Genomic DNA, 14,371 nt, shown 5'->3' on the forward strand with positions numbered 1-14,371 from the left:
TGACGGTGGCGGCGATGATGACGGTGGTGGTACCGGTGAGTCGGGTCATCTGACCGGGACGGGTTCGGGCCGGTGCCTGGATGTGCCGGGTCAGTCGACGGCGAACGGGACGCAGTTGCAGATCTATGACTGCTGGAACGGTTCGAATCAGCAGTGGACGTACACCGATGCCGGTGAGTTGCGGGTGTACGGGAACAAGTGCCTGGATGCCGAGGGTGCGGGTACGGCCGATGGGACGTTGGCGATCATCTGGGACTGCCATGGCGGGACCAACCAGAAATGGAACCTCAACGGCGACGGGTCGATCACGAACGCCCAGTCCGGGCTCTGCCTGGATGTGGAGGGCTATGGCACCGCGAACGGCTCCCTGGTCCACCTGTGGTCCTGCCACGGGGGCACCAACCAGCAATGGACCCTCGGATAACCGGCTGATCCATGCCTGAAGTGCCGGGCGGACGGTGCGGGCCCGACAGGGCCCGCACCGGTCTCACCGCGAACGAAAGATCAGACCAATCTTGCACGCCGGCGGACGACCCGGCGATACTTGCTCTCATGTCCCGCACCGACGATGTCGTCGACGGCATCAAACGCATGATCTTGGAGGGCGAGCTCCGCCCGGGCGAGCGGCTGCCCGTGGAGAAGGAGCTCGCCGAGACCCTGGGCGTCTCGCGCGGCTCGCTGCGCGAGGGCGTCCGGGCCCTGTCGATCCTCGGCGTCCTCAACACCCGCCAGGGCGACGGCACCTACGTCACCGCCCTCGACGTCTCGCGGCTACTCGCGCCGATGGGGTTCGTGGTCGACCTCCAAGACCAGGGCCAGACCAGGCACGTCCACGCCATCCGGCGCCTCCTCGAATGCGAGGCGGCGCGGCTCGCCGCCACCGGGATCACCGACGAGGCGCTCGACGAGGCCGAGGCCCTGCTCGACGAGGCCGGGCGCCTCCTCGACAAGGCGCCCGAAGAGCACGAGCGCGTGATCGAGATCGACATCGCCTTCCATCGCGTCATCGCCGCGCACACGGGCAACCCGGTGCTCATCGGGATGATCGAGGCGCTGGCCGGCCGGACCGTCAGGGAGCGGCTGTGGCGGAGCCTGCGGGAGGAGGGCGTCGACCGGCGCACGCACCAGGAGCACATCGCGATATGGCGCGCGCTGCGGGCGCGCGACCCCGAGGCCGCCAGGATCCGCATGGCCAACCACCTGATGGAGGTGGAGGAGTCCCTGGCCGACCTGCCGCCGGTGCGGCCGCGTTGAATCCGTCCTCCACTTCGGGCCGCGCACCGTCCCGTGCGCGGCCCGAAGTGGAGGACGGATTCAGTTGTCTCCGCGTCGGCCCCGCTCACCTGGCGGTGCAGGTCACCGTCGGCGAGGCCGCGGGGCCCGATCCGATGAAGCCCCAGGCGGCGGTTCGGGTCTGACCGGCCGCGATGGCACCGTTCCAGCCGACGTCGCTCGCGGTCACCGTGGAACCGGCGGTCGTCACGTCGGCGTTCCAATGGCTGGAGACGGCTTGGCCGCCGGGCCAGGTCCAGGTCAGGGTCCATCCGGAGACGGCGCTGTCGCCGGCGGTGACGTCGACGTCGCCCTGCCAACCGGATCCCCATTCATTGACGACTTCGATGGTCGCCGAGCAGTCGTCGGCGGGCGGCGGCGTGGTCTCGTCGTCAGGAGGCGTCGTCTCGTCGTCGGGCGGCGACTGGTCGAGCCCGAAGAACTCGATGGCCAGCCGCGCCATGCCGCCCTGCGGCAGGGTGTGCCCGGCGCCGCCGACCGTGATCGCCTCGACCTGCACGGTGCCGCTCGCGTCCGCGAAGTTCCGGCGGCTCCAGTTCGACCCGGGCTGATCGGTGGAGGTCGGGTTCTGGCCGAGGCCGAACACGTTCGTCCACTGGTCGACCTCTTCTTGCAGGAGCTGGAACGGCACGAGGGGGTCCTGGTCGCCGTGCCAGAGCTGCACTCGCGGCCGCAGGCCGCCGTATCCCGGATACGCCTGCCGGACCGCGTCGCCCCAGTGCTGGGGGGTCTCGTACTTGCTTCCGTCGACGCACTGGCTGGTCTGGGGCGGGAAGTCCGCCTCGTTCTGGAAGCACGTGAAGGGCACGCCCATGAACACCGATCCGGCCGCGAACACGTCCGGGTAGAGCGCGAGGAGGGCGTTGGTCTCCATGCCGCCGGAGGAGCTGCCGGTGACGTAGACGCGGTCCGGGTCGCCGCCGTACCGCTGCTCGACGTAGTCGACCATCGAGACGATGGAGGCGGGGTCGCTGCCGCCGCCCCGGTGCCTGGACGCCTCCGACCACACGTCGAAGCAGTTGCTCATCGCCGTCTGCTTCGTGGCGGTCGGGTAGATGACGATGAAGCCGTACTGGTCGGCGAGCGAGGCGAACTCGGAGCCCGAGTAGAAGCCGGGGCCCGATCCGCCGCACCCGTGCATGGCCACGAGGACCCCCGGATCGGCCGGGCGGGAGTCGGGCACGTAGAGGTGCATCCGCAGACCGCCGGGGTTGTCGCCGAAGTCGGTCACCTCCGTCAAGGAGGCCGCGGCCGCCGGGGGCGCGAAGGCGATCCCGGCCGCGGCGAGCAGCAGTCCGCCGAGGGCTGCCGCGAACGTGGTTCTCAGTCGATTCATGGCGTTCTTCATCCTGTCCGCCGAGCGCCGGTCCTCCGCGCTCGGCATGATCGTTCGGCATGTTCGCGACGACCGTGAGCACTGAGAGGGGAGTCGTCATGGCGTTGTCCCCGTCGAATGGACTCGGCGGGGTCTCGTCGGCCGCCCGGAGGCGCGGCGCCGTGTGCGGCCGGCGGACGGCGATGAACGGGAGCGCGGTGGAGCCGCGCGGGCGACGCCGCATCGATCCGAGGCACCGCGCGCCTCGGGCCGGGGGCGGTCGGGGTGGTCGGCCGATCCGCCTTTAAATAAATGTATGTAAATATATGACGATAGTCAATACATTGAATATCATGAATTTATGATGAGTGACATCAGCGAAGTCCGCCCGCAGGCGCTCCTCCTCACCTTCTTCGGCGGCCACGTGCTCGGACGCGGCGTGCGCGTAGCGACCGGCAGCGTCCTGGAAGCGCTCGCGCGCGCCGGAGTCGCCGAGCCGACCGCCCGGTCCGCCCTGAGCCGGATGGCCGATCACGGCCTCCTGCGCCGGCACCGGCGGGGCCGCCGGGTCTACCTCGGACTCACGCCCCGCTCACGGGAGATCCTCGACGACGGCGAGGTCCGCATCTGGAGGATCGGCGTTGTCAACGACCGCTGGGACGGCAACTGGACGCTGCTCGGATTCACGGTGCCCGAGTCGCAGCGGCGGCAGCGGCACCTGCTGCGCTCCCGCCTGATGTGGGCCGGATTCGGCCGCCTCCAGGGCGGGCTCTGGATCGCGCCGTCGCCTGTGGACGTGAACGGCCTGCTGGAGGGCATCGAGGCGGCCGAGCACGTCAAGGTGTTCGAGGCCCGCGCGGTCGCCCCCACCGGCGTCGGCGACCTCGTCGACGGCGCCTGGGACATCGAGGCACTCGCGAAGACCTACCACCGGTTCCTCGAACGGTGGTCGCCGGACCCGCCCGAGATCAGAGCGGACGACGCGCTGGTCCGGCAGCTGCTGATGACCGCCGAGTGGCTGCAGATCCTCCGCCGCGATCCGCGCCTGCCGATCCGCCATCTTCCGGCCGACTGGCCGGCCGAGCGGGCGCAGCGGCTCTTCCTGCGGCTCCACGCCGAGTGGGAGCCCGAGGCGCGGACCGCCGCCGTCGCGCTGCTGGACACCGTTCCCGAGCTGGACGAGGGAGCGGGTTGACGGAGAACGCCACCGCCACCGGTGCCGTCCGGCCTCCCGGCCCGCCCGGGCGCGGAGGAGAATGAACCATGCGCGATTTCGGCATCGGGTCATGGCCGACACGCAGGGCGCGGAAGACGCCGCACCGGACCGCCGTCGTCGACACGGACGGCCGGTTCTCGTACGCCGCCTTGAACGAGCGCGTGCACCGCCTCGCGCACGGACTGCGGCGCCTCGGCGTCCGCCGCGGCGACCGCGTGGCCTACCTGGGACCGAACCACCACACCTTCCTGGAGGCGCTCTTCGCCTCCGGGAGGCTCGGCGCGGTCTTCGTCCCGCTGAACACCCGCCTGGCGGCGCCGGAGCTCGAGTACTGCCTGGCCGATTCGGGCAGCACGGTGCTCATCCACAGCGCCGCGCCGTTCACCGCGCCCGCCGCCGTGCGCCACTCGATCGCGATCGGCTCCGACGATCCCCGCTCGCTGGACTACGGCGAGCTGCTGGCGATCGGCGCCGCCTCGCCGATCGACGAGGCGGTCGCGCTCGACGACGCCGCCATGATCATGTACACCTCGGGCACCACCGGCCGCCCCAAGGGCGCGCTGCTCACGCACGGCAACCTCACCTGGAACGCCGTCAACGTCCTCGTCGACACCGACCTGTCCTCCGACGAGACGGCGCTGTGCGTCGCACCGCTGTTCCACGCCGCGAGCCTGAACCTGACCTGTCTGCCCACATTGCTCAAGGGCGGCACGGTGGTACTGGAGGCGGCGTTCGACCCCGACTCGGTCCTGAAGCGCATCGAGACCCAACGGGTCACCTGCATGTTCGGCGTGCCCGTCATGTTCGACGCGATCACGCGAGCCGAGGCGTGGGCCGGGGCCGACCTGTCGAGCCTCCGGCGGGTCGTCTGCGGCGGCGCTCCCGTCCCGGCCTCCACCATCGACGCCTACCTCGACCGAGGCATCGCGTTCATCCAGGGGTACGGCCTGACCGAGGCCTCGCCGGGCGTGCTCCTCCTGCCCGGGGACGAATGCGCGCGCAAGGCCGGGACGGCGGGCGTGCCGCACTTCTTCACCGACGTCCGCCTCGTCGACGATCGGGCGCGCCCGGTCGAGGCGGGGCGGCCCGGCGAGGTGGTGGTGTCCGGCCCCAACGTGATGCGCGAGTACTGGGGGCGGCCCGGCGACACCGCGCAGGCCGTCGAGGACGGCTGGCTCCGCACCGGCGACGTCGCCACGGCCGACGACGACGGTTATATGTCGATTGTAGATAGAACGAGGGACGTCATCATCTCCGGCGGCGAGAACGTGTACCCCGCCGAGGTCGAGCTGGCGCTGGGCGGCCATCCCGATGTCGAGGACTGCGCCGTGGTCGGCGTGCCCGACGGGACCTGGGGCGAAGTCGGCAGGGCCGTCGTCGTCCCCGCGTCCGCCGAGCATGCCGGCGAATCGGAGCTGCTGCGCTTCCTGCGCGGCAGGCTCGCCGGTTACAAGATCCCGAAGTCGGTGGTCTTCACCGGTGCGCTGCCCCGCTCCCCCAGCGGCAAGCTCCTCAGGAGGAAGCTGCGCGACGAGCACCGATGAGCCATCGGTTCGAGCGCCATGGCGAGGGCGGCCTCGGCCGGACCCCGGCGCGGTCGTCACGTGGACTGCCGCAGGGACATCACCGCCCACGGGGCGAGTTCGAGGTCGAGTTCGAGCACCCCGGAGTCGGGCACGGTCAGCGTGTGCCTCAGGAGCGAATCGGCGACGTCGCTCAGGTACCGGTGCTCGGCCCGGCTCAGGTTGAGCGGGGCGCCCAGGGCGTGCCAGGCCTCGGCGGGGTTCCCGTGCTCCCAGTCCAGGATCTCGACGAGGAACGCGGCGCCCGGTTCGAGGCCGCCGATCGAATGCCGGATCCGCCTGCTCGGTCCCCTGCCGGCCAGCGCTCGCGTCGCCTCGTACGAGGGAGCCGAACCGATGGCCTTCAGGGCCATGTCCTCGGGGTAGTTGAAGAACACCGCCGACACCGCCGAGGTGCCGCTGTCGCGGGTGAGGACTCCGTGGGGCGTCGCGAGGAGCAGCCGGTCGCCGAGCCGCCCGAGCATGTTGAGCGCGTGGAACGTGGGCTTGTGGATGCCGTTCTCGTTCACCAGGCCGAATCCGCCGTGGAACGGCCCGATGCCCGCGCCGCCCTCCTCGAACACGTCGGTGAAGGCCCAGTAGGAGATCGAGTCGGCGAGCGCGGCGCACTGGAGGTACGAGCGCGTGATGGAGGCGGCCGCGAACAGCGTGTCGTGCATGCGGTCGCGGGACGAGGGCGTCGTCGACCATTCGGTGATGTGGATCTCCGCGTCGGGGTAGGCGCTGTCGGCGATGAGCTTGCGGAGGAGGGTGAGGTCGTCGAAGGTCGCGTCGGCGTACCGGGAGAGGTGCACGGCCTCGCCGTCGGCGCCGAACGCGAAGTCGGTCGGGTACAGGTGGGTCGAGATGAAGTCGATCGGGACCTGCCGCGCCTCGCACCAGGACATGAAGTCCTCGATCCACACCGGATGCCAGTCGAGCGCGTCCACGTCGTCGGCGGCGGCCGTCTCGTGGGTGGCGGATCGGTCTTCGACTTCGCCCTTGTAGCGGTCGTCGGGCACGAAGACGCTCGTCGAGGGCCCGCCGACCTTCAGCTCGGGATCGATCCGCTTGACCGCCGTCGCGGTCGCCGCGTAGAGCTCGAAGTACTCGGTCTTCGTCCCGGTCCAGAAGTGGGGCACCAGGTTCGGCTCGTTCCACACCTCGAACCGCCATCGTCGCACCTCGTCGAGGCCGTACCGGTCGATCCAGTGCTCGACCGTGCGCGTCACCAGTTCGACCCAGCGGTCCATGTCCTTGGGCGGGCTGCAGTGGGCGCCCCACCAGAACAGCGTCTCGGTCACCGTCGCCAGTTCGCGCGGCATGAAGCCCAGTTCGACGAAGGGGCGGGCGCCGCTTTCGATGATGAAGTCGAAGACCTTGTCCACGTAGCTGAACGTGTAGGCCGGCGAGGCCAGGGGCGCGTTCGGGCCGAATCCCCCGCCGTCGCTCTCCCGGTAGACGAACATGTCGTCGTGGAAGAGGCCGTGGAAGCGGATGTAGCGGAATCCGAGGGTGTCGACGGCCTCGGTGAACTGCCGCTGCCAGTCGGCGCGCAGGGCCTCGTTCGCCCTTCCCGCACCGACGCACTCGGACCAGACGTGCGGCAGCGCGCTCTCCTCGGGCGGTTCGCCGTCGATGCGGATTCGGGATTCGGACGTGCGCTCGCTCGTCATGGTCTCACTTCGATTCGTACAGCAGGCGAACAGTGTCAGCGGCGGCATGAACGGCGATGGAGGGGCCGAGCTCCTCGCGGAGAGTCCCATACGCCGGTCTCCTCTTGCCATCGGGTTCGAAACATTTTCGAAATATATTCGATCACGAAACACCTTACTGTGCGCCTCGAAGTCCGTCAAACAGCCTATTGAAGTGCGTAAACGTGGAATCTACTGGCGAAATCCGGGACGTGATAGGCTCGAAATGTTTTCGGGCGAAAGGATCGTGATGAGTCGGCGAGCGCAATCCGGGAAAGTCACCCTGGCGGACGTCGCGCAGCGGGCCGGCGTCTCGCAGGCGACCATCTCGAAAGTCCTCAACGGACGCAGCGACGTGTCAGCAGGCACACGCGACCGCGTCCTCCGCGTCGTCGCCGAGATCGGCTACAGGCCCACGACGGCGCGGCACGAGCGGACCCGAGGCCGGACACTCGTCACCGTGCTCGACTTCGTGGCGTCACGCTATGCGGGGACGGTGCTCCAGGGCATTCTCACCGCCGCGACCGCCGCGTCGACCGAGCTCCTCCTCCGTCTGCCGCCCGACCGGTCGATCGGCGCGAGCGGGGCGACCGCCCACGACTGGATCGCGGAGCAGCAGGCCGCAGGAGCCGTCGGCCTCATCGGACTCGCCGTCGCCGTGCCCGATCCGGTGCTCGACGCCGCGAAAGAACTCAAGCTGCCGGTCGTGTCGATCGACCCGATCGACACGACGGACTCCCGCGTCGTCAGCATCGGCTCCACCAACTGGGCGGGCGGGCGCTCGGCGACCGAGCATGTGATCGGCCTCGGCCACCGCAGGATCGCCTGGATCGGCGGCCCGCCGAGCTCCGCTCCATCGGCGGAGCGCTTTCACGGATACCGGACCGCGCTCGACGCCGTCGACCTCACACCGGATCCGGCGCTGGTCCGCCACGACGCGTTCGCGGTCGAGGCCGGATTCCGGCACGGCCACGACCTCCTCGCACTCGACGCGCCTCCGACCGCCATCGTCGCGGGCAACGACGAGATCGCCATCGGCGTGCTCGCCGCGGCGAAGGAGCTGGGGGTCGAGGTCCCCCGCAGGCTCTCGATCACCGGCTTCGACGACACGCCGCAGACCGAGTGGACCACGCCCAGTCTCACGTCCGTCCGGCAGCCGCTCGCGGGCATGGGCAGAATGGCCGTCGAGACCGTCCTCGGCATGGCGGACGGCGCTCAGCCCGCCTCCCGGCACCTCCAACTGGCGACGACCCTCAGAGTCCGCGATTCGACGGGCCCCGTGCCGCCGGCCTGACCCGCGCGACAGGAGCGGCTCGCCCGGGCCGTCCCCTTGACACGACATCGATCAGTATCTATAGTCTCATCATCGGAATTTTCGTGGAGGTATTCGAAAATTTCGCACAGGATCGATCCGGCGGAAAGAGGGCCGCGCCGCGGCTCGCCGTCATCGGATCTACATATGTACAGAGACTCTCGCAGACCGAGCCGGGCCGCAACCGACCGCGGCGCGCGGTACCGATGCGCCCGCCTTCGAAATGTGAGCGATAACTTACCTGGATTCCAGGCGACAGGAAGGAGATCCGACCTTCATTCGGCAATAAGTTACCGATAACCATGCGATGGCACCACGCCCGGCGCCGAACCGGCGACGGCCGCACAGGGTGCCGCGCCCCTCACGTCACGGTGCGCCCCGCGGCGCCCGACGACCATCTCAGAAAAAGGAGACTCCCTCACCATGCCTTCATCGCCTTTGAGTCGCCGCCGACTCTTGCAGGCCACGGGAGCGGCCGCCGTCGCGGCGACCGCCGCCCCCGTCGTCGGCAGCGCCGCCGCGCACGCCGTCCTCCCACCGGTCCGATCCGACATCGGCGTCTCGGCGCACCAGTTCGCCTTCGGCGAGGTGGCGCTGACCTCGAGCCGCTGGAAGGACGACCAGGACCGCACCCTGTCGTACCTGCACTACATCGACGTCGACCGGCTGCTGTACAACTTCCGCTCCAACCACCGCCTGTCGACGAACGGCGCCTCCTCCAACGGCGGCTGGGACGCCCCGAACTTCCCGTTCCGCACCCACGTGCAAGGCCACTTCCTCACCGCCTGGGCCCACGCCGGAGCCGCCCTCGGCGACACGGTGTGCCGCGACAAGGCGAACCGCATGGTCGCCGGGCTCGCCGAGTGCCAGGCGAACAACGGCGCCGCCGGATTCAACGCGGGCTACCTCTCCGGATTCCCCGAGTCCGACTTCGACGGGCTCGAATCGGGCGCGCCGTCGAACGGCAACGTGCCGTACTACTGCGTGCACAAGACCCTGGCGGGCCTGCTCGACGTCTGGCGGTACCTGGGGAACACGCAGGCCCGCGACGTGCTGCTGGCGTTCGCCGGCTGGGTCGACTGGCGCACCGGTCGACTGAGCTCGAACCAGATGCAGCGCGTGCTGGGAAGGGAGTTCGGCGGCATGAACGACGTGCTGGCCGACCTGTACCAGCAGACCGGCGACCAGCGGTGGCTGACGGCCGCCCAGCGCTTCGACCACGCGGCCGTGTTCGACCCGCTCGCGTCGAACCAGGACCGCCTCAACGGCCTGCACGCGAACACGCAGGTGCCCAAGGCCGTCGGCGCCGCCCGCGAGTACAAGGCCACCGGCACCGGCCGGTACCGCGACATCGCCCAGAACTTCTGGCGGATGGTCACAGGCGCCCACTCCTACGCCATCGGCGGCAACAGCCAGGCCGAGCACTTCAGGGCCCCCGACGCCATCGCCGCCTACCTCGAAGAGGACACCTGCGAGGGCTGCAACACCTACAACATGCTCAAGCTCACCCGCGAGCTGTGGGCGCTCGACCCGGGCAATGCGTCCTACTTCGACTTCTACGAGCGCGCGATGCTGGGCCACATGATCGGCTGGCAGAACCCGGACGATCCTCACGGGCACATCACCTACTTCACCTCGCTCAACCCCGGCGGGCACCGCGGCGTGGGACCCGCGTGGGGCGGCGGCACCTGGTCGACCGACTACGACTCGTTCTGGTGCTGCCAGGGCACCGGCCTCGAGACGTTCACCAAGCTGATGGACTCCGTCTACGGCTTCGACGACGCGGGCCTGTACGTCAACCTGTTCACGCCCTCGGTCCTGGACTGGACCGACCGGGGCGTCACCGTCGCCCAGACCACCGACTATCCGGTCGGCGACACCACCACGCTGACCCTCTCGGGCGGGTCAGGCGGTGAATGGACGCTGCGGGTGCGCATCCCCGCCTGGACCGAGGGCGCGGTGATCAGCGTCAACGGCCAGGTCCAGGACGTCGCGGCGGCGGCGGGGACCTATGCCTCGCTCACCCGCTCCTGGGCCTCGGGCGACACGGTCACCGTGCGCCTGCCGATGCGGCTCGTGTCGGAGGCCGCCAATGACGACCCGAACGTCTCGGCGATCTTCTACGGCCCGGTCGTCCTGTCGGGGAACTACGGGAACACGAGCCTGGGCACCCTGCCGGAGCTGGAGGCCGACTCGATCGAGCGCGTCGGGGACGGCTCGCTCGCCTTCACCGCCACCGCGAACGGCCAGGCGGTGGACCTCGGCCCGTTCTACGACGCCCACGGCCACAACTACACCGTCTACTGGAACGCTCCCGGCACAGGCGGCGGCGGCAGCGCGGCCTACAAGTTGTACAACGCTGGCAGCGACCTGGTCCTCGGCGTGCAGGACATGTCCACATCCGACGGCGCCATCGCGCTGCAGTGGCACGACAACGGCACCGCCGACCACCTGTGGGAGCTCGTCACCGCGGGCTCGGCCGTGAAGCTGCGCAACCGCCACAGCGGCAAGGTCCTCGGCGTGCGCGACATGTCGACCGCCGACGGCGCGCAGGTGCTCCAGTGGTCCGACAACGGCACCGCCGACCACCTGTGGACGCTCGTCGACTCCGGCGACGGGACGCATAAGGTCCGCAACGGCAACAGCGGCAAGCTCCTCGCGATAGCGAACGCGTCGACCGCCGCCGGGGCGGCGGCCGTGCAGGACTCGGACAACGGCACGCGGGACAACCAGTGGCGGGTCGTGCCCGATGGGGCCCGGCGCATCGTCAACGCCTACAACGGCATGGTCCTCGGCGTGCGGGACATGTCCACGTCCGACGGCGCGGCCGTCATCCAGTGGTCCGACAACGGCACCGACGACCATCTCTGGACCGCCGAGGCGGGCGAGGACGGCTACTTCAAGCTCCGCAACTCCCACAGCGGGAAGGTCCTCGGCGTCGCGGACATGGGCACCGGCAACGGCTCCCGGGCGGTCCAGTGGTCCGACACCGGCACCGCGGACCACCGCTGGCGCCTGCGCTACGGCGCCGACGGGTGCTTCCGCATCCAGTGCGCCAATGGCGGCAGGGTGCTGGGCGTGCTGGACCGGTCGAGGGACGCGGGCGCGCAGGTCGTCATCTGGGACGACAACGGCACCGACGACCACCTGTGGAGGTTCGCCTAGGCGGCGGCCCCGGTCGCGGCGGCGGTGGGGCGGACGTCCGCTCCACCGCCGTCTCGGCGTCAGTCGTGACTCGTGAACCGTTCGGTGACGTCCGCGGCGACCGGCCGCGCGACCGGCCACAGCAGGGCGGCGAACGCCCACCCCGCGAGCAGCAGGAGCGCCTCGGAGCCCAGGATCACGACGGCCGTCGCGACGACGAGGAGCGAGAGGATGCCGAGCGACGACTTCCAGGAGAGGAAGAACTCCGCCGCGGCCACGCGGAGGACGTCCCGGAAACGGAACGAGAAGAAGGAGGTCACCACGAGCAGGTGCCCCGACCACACGGCGAGCGCCCCCAGCAGCACGACGCACACCGGCCGCAGGGACGCGCCTCCGGTGACCTGGTCCGCGAACACGATGTTCACCGCCAGCACCGCCGTGCACGCGAGCACGGGGATCCACCACGAGAGCGTGTCCCGCAGGTTCATTCGGAGCCCGCGGAACAGCGGCCGCGCCGGACTCAGGTCCGGCTCGGCCGACCACGCCCGCTGGGCGTACAGCGCCGCCGAGAGCGCGGGCGCGACGGGGAGGAGCGCGCCCACGAAGAACGCGGTGTTCGCCGGCTCGGGGGACAGCAGGCTCCACAGCAGCAGGGTCGGCAGACCGGCGACCGCGAGGAACAGTCCGAGGACGAGGTACCGGTAGACCGCGGCGGTCAGCCGGGAGAGCGTTCCCGTGCCGATCTCGCCGGTGTGCGCCGTGTTCATCCCATTCCTTTCCCGGGCCGCCCCTCCCGTTCCGCGGGCGGGGCGGCCGTACGGTATGCGCTGGTGCGCGTCATCCCTTGATCGATCCCAGCATGACACCCGACACGAAGTAGCGCTGCACGAAGGGGTAGATGCACAGGATGGGGATGACCGTGAGGATCATCGTCACCGCCTGGATGTTCGTGGACACCAGCGCGGTCGTCGTCCCCGCGGCCGCCGCTCCCTCGGACGCCGACGTGGAGGCTCCCGCGATGAGGTTCCTCAGGAACAGCGTGACGGGGAACAGCTCGCTCTTGTCGAGGTAGAGGAACGCGGCGAACCAGTCGTTCCAGTACTGGACCGAGTAGAACAGCACCATCGTGGCGATGACCGCCTTCGACAGGGGCAGCACGATCCGGGCGAAGATGCCGTACCAGCCGAGCCCGTCGATCTGGGCGGCCTCCTCGAGGTCCTTCGGCAGGTTCTCGAAGAACGACTTCATGACCAGGAGGTTGAACACCGAGATCGCGTTGGGGAGCACGATCGCCCACATGGTGTTCTTCATCCCCAGCGAGGAGATGAGGACGTAGTTCGGCACGATGCCGCCGTTGAAGAACATCGTGAACACGGCGATCCCGATGAGCGCGTTCCGGCCCTTGAGGTGCCGCTTCGACAGCACGTACGCGTAGGTCGTGGTCAGGGTCATGGCGATCGCCGTCCCGACCACGGTGTACAGCACGGTGTTGCCGTAGTTGCGCCAGAACATGCCGTTGGACATCACGGCGGTGTAGGTGTCGACGTTGAAGCCGACGGGCCAGACGTTCACCTGGCCGGCCTTGATCGCTCCCGCCGAGCTGAACGACTGGGCGAGCACCGTGATGAACGGGTACAGCATGACCGCGCACAGCAGGACGAGCGCGGCCGCGTTGGCGGCGCGGAACACGCGCATCCCCCTCGACTCCCTCGTCCGCCGCGGGCGCGCGGGCGTCCTCTTCACCTTGTCGTCCGTCAACATCTCGTTCACCACAGGCTCGTCCCCACCATCCGCCGCGAGAGCAAGTTCGCGGAAAGCACCATCGCGAGGCCGATCAGCGCCTGGAACAGGCCGATGGCCGCCGCGTAACTGAGGTTGTTCGACACGAGGCCCACCCGGTAGAGGTACGTCGAGATGACGTCGGCCGTCTCGTACGTCAGCGGGTTGTACAGCAGGAGCACCTTCTCGAAGCCGACGTTGAGGAACATCCCGATGTTGAGGATCAGGAGCGTGATCATCGTCGGGCGGATGCCCGGAAGCGTGACGTGCCAGGTCTGGCGCCACCGGCCCGCTCCGTCGATCCTCGCCGCCTCGTAGAGCGAGTCGTCGATCGTGGTGAGCGCCGCCAGGTAGAGGATCGTCCCCCAGCCGACGGTCTGCCACACCTCGGATCCGACGTAGACGGCGCGGAACCACTCGGGCCGCTGGAGGAACGGGATGCCCTCGCCGCCGAACGCCCCGATGATCTGGTTGACCGTGCCCTCCAGCGACAGCAGCTGCATGAGCATGCCGACGACGATGACGACGGAGAGGAAGTGCGGCAGGTAGGAGATCGACTGCACGATCTTCTTGAAGTACTTCTTCCGCACCTCGTTCAGCAGGAGCGCGAGCACGATCGGGAGCGGGAAGCCGACCACGAGGGTCAGGCCGCCCAGGACCACGGTGTTCGTGAAGACGTGCCAGAACGAGGGGTCGTTGATGAACATGTCGATGTAGCGCAGGCCGACCCACTCGTCGCCGAAGATGCTTCCGCCGGGGCGGAACCTCCGGAACGCGATGACGTTGCCGACCATGGGGCCGTACTTGAAGATCGCGAGGAAGATCAGTGGCAGCAGGGCGAGGCTGTAGAGCTGCCAGTCGCGCCGGAACGCCTGCCGCCAGGTCTGCCGCTGCTTTCGGCGCCGTGCCGTCGGCGCCGCGGCGGCGGGGACGGGTGCCGTGGGCCCGTCGGGTGCGGTGTCCTCGGTCGGCCCGCCGGTCGCGGGCCGCGGCGATTGCTCGTCTTGTGTGAGGGGCATATGCTCTCCCTCCCGTCCGCGTCGGGGCGGCCGCCCC

At 69.5% G+C, this 14,371-nt stretch carries 11 protein-coding genes; 6 read left to right on the plus strand and 5 right to left on the minus strand.

The genetic code is table 11. The features are described from left to right. Positions 1 to 424, plus strand: a 424-nt coding sequence (locus tag H613_RS0119855) for an RICIN domain-containing protein (protein WP_026925165.1), incomplete at its 5' end; no start/stop codon positions are given. A gap of 128 nt (positions 425 to 552) precedes the next feature. After that, positions 553 to 1,254 carry a FadR/GntR family transcriptional regulator gene (locus H613_RS0119860; protein WP_026925166.1) on the plus strand — a complete coding sequence of 234 codons (702 nt, stop codon included), beginning with the start codon at positions 553 to 555 and terminating at the stop codon, positions 1,252 to 1,254. 85 nt (positions 1,255 to 1,339) lie between these two features. Here H613_RS0119860 and H613_RS0119865 read toward each other — a convergent pair whose 3' ends face one another. Beyond that, entirely contained in the window at positions 1,340 to 2,629 is a 1,290-nt protein-coding gene (locus H613_RS0119865) for an extracellular catalytic domain type 1 short-chain-length polyhydroxyalkanoate depolymerase (RefSeq protein WP_026925167.1), read from the minus strand. A 340-nt stretch (positions 2,630 to 2,969) separates the two neighbouring features. Here H613_RS0119865 and H613_RS0119870 point away from each other — a divergent pair, with 340 nt between their 5' ends. Together H613_RS0119870 and H613_RS0119875 are read left to right on the plus strand one after the other, a co-directional pair. Next, entirely contained in the window at positions 2,970 to 3,803 is an 834-nt protein-coding gene (locus tag H613_RS0119870; RefSeq protein ID WP_211234901.1) for a PaaX family transcriptional regulator, read from the plus strand. Positions 3,804 to 3,871: 68 nt separating this feature from the next. Beyond that, positions 3,872 to 5,368 carry an acyl-CoA synthetase gene (locus H613_RS0119875; RefSeq protein ID WP_026925169.1) on the plus strand — a complete coding sequence of 499 codons (1,497 nt, stop codon included), beginning with the start codon at positions 3,872 to 3,874 and terminating at the stop codon, positions 5,366 to 5,368. Between the two features lie 56 nt (positions 5,369 to 5,424). Here the strand turns inward: H613_RS0119875 and H613_RS0119880 are convergent, their stop codons facing one another. Further along, the gene (locus H613_RS0119880) at positions 5,425 to 7,062 is read right to left on the minus strand and encodes a GH39 family glycosyl hydrolase (protein WP_084546794.1); all 1,638 of its coding nucleotides are present in this window, start codon (positions 7,060 to 7,062) and stop codon (positions 5,425 to 5,427) included. A gap of 268 nt (positions 7,063 to 7,330) precedes the next feature. Between H613_RS0119880 and H613_RS0119885 the strand changes: the two genes are divergently transcribed. After that, positions 7,331 to 8,374 (plus strand): LacI family DNA-binding transcriptional regulator, encoded by a 1,044-nt coding sequence (locus H613_RS0119885; RefSeq protein ID WP_026925171.1) that lies wholly within the window; start codon positions 7,331 to 7,333, stop codon positions 8,372 to 8,374. 441 nt (positions 8,375 to 8,815) lie between these two features. Beyond that, positions 8,816 to 11,557, plus strand: a complete 2,742-nt coding sequence (locus H613_RS0119890; RefSeq protein ID WP_026925172.1) for a beta-L-arabinofuranosidase domain-containing protein — start codon at positions 8,816 to 8,818, stop codon at positions 11,555 to 11,557. 59 nt (positions 11,558 to 11,616) lie between these two features. On the opposite strand, the gene H613_RS27885 is transcribed toward H613_RS0119890, so the two are convergent. The 3 genes from H613_RS27885 to H613_RS27890 all read right to left on the minus strand — a co-directional run bounded on the left by H613_RS27885 (position 11,617) and on the right by H613_RS27890 (position 14,334). After that, complete coding sequence (locus tag H613_RS27885; RefSeq protein WP_051393603.1) at positions 11,617 to 12,303, minus strand: DUF624 domain-containing protein; 687 nt, start codon at positions 12,301 to 12,303, stop codon at positions 11,617 to 11,619. A 70-nt stretch (positions 12,304 to 12,373) separates the two neighbouring features. Beyond that, complete coding sequence (locus tag H613_RS0119900) at positions 12,374 to 13,231, minus strand: carbohydrate ABC transporter permease (protein ID WP_211234902.1); 858 nt, start codon at positions 13,229 to 13,231, stop codon at positions 12,374 to 12,376. A gap of 71 nt (positions 13,232 to 13,302) precedes the next feature. Next, entirely contained in the window at positions 13,303 to 14,334 is a 1,032-nt protein-coding gene (locus H613_RS27890) for an ABC transporter permease (RefSeq protein WP_084546795.1), read from the minus strand. Positions 14,335 to 14,371: the final 37 nt, after the last annotated feature.

This window comes from Glycomyces arizonensis DSM 44726 (assembly GCF_000482705.1).
GTDB lineage: Bacteria > Actinomycetota > Actinomycetes > Mycobacteriales > Micromonosporaceae > Glycomyces > Glycomyces arizonensis.

Bases quoted from the DNA above. Each gene is read 5' to 3' on its own strand.
- H613_RS0119860 (WP_026925166.1), top strand. From the start codon at position 553: ATGTCCCGCACCGACGATGTCGTCGACGGCATCAAACGCATGATCTTG.
- H613_RS0119865 (WP_026925167.1), bottom strand. From the start codon at position 2,629: ATGAATCGACTGAGAACCACGTTCGCGGCAGCCCTCGGCGGACTGCTG.
- H613_RS0119870 (WP_211234901.1), top strand. From the start codon at position 2,970: ATGATGAGTGACATCAGCGAAGTCCGCCCGCAGGCGCTCCTCCTCACC.
- H613_RS0119875 (WP_026925169.1), top strand. From the start codon at position 3,872: ATGCGCGATTTCGGCATCGGGTCATGGCCGACACGCAGGGCGCGGAAG.
- H613_RS0119880 (WP_084546794.1), bottom strand. From the start codon at position 7,062: ATGACGAGCGAGCGCACGTCCGAATCCCGAATCCGCATCGACGGCGAA.
- H613_RS0119885 (WP_026925171.1), top strand. From the start codon at position 7,331: ATGAGTCGGCGAGCGCAATCCGGGAAAGTCACCCTGGCGGACGTCGCG.
- H613_RS0119890 (WP_026925172.1), top strand. From the start codon at position 8,816: ATGCCTTCATCGCCTTTGAGTCGCCGCCGACTCTTGCAGGCCACGGGA.
- H613_RS27885 (WP_051393603.1), bottom strand. From the start codon at position 12,303: ATGAACACGGCGCACACCGGCGAGATCGGCACGGGAACGCTCTCCCGG.
- H613_RS0119900 (WP_211234902.1), bottom strand. From the start codon at position 13,231: ATGCGCGTGTTCCGCGCCGCCAACGCGGCCGCGCTCGTCCTGCTGTGC.
- H613_RS27890 (WP_084546795.1), bottom strand. From the start codon at position 14,334: ATGCCCCTCACACAAGACGAGCAATCGCCGCGGCCCGCGACCGGCGGG.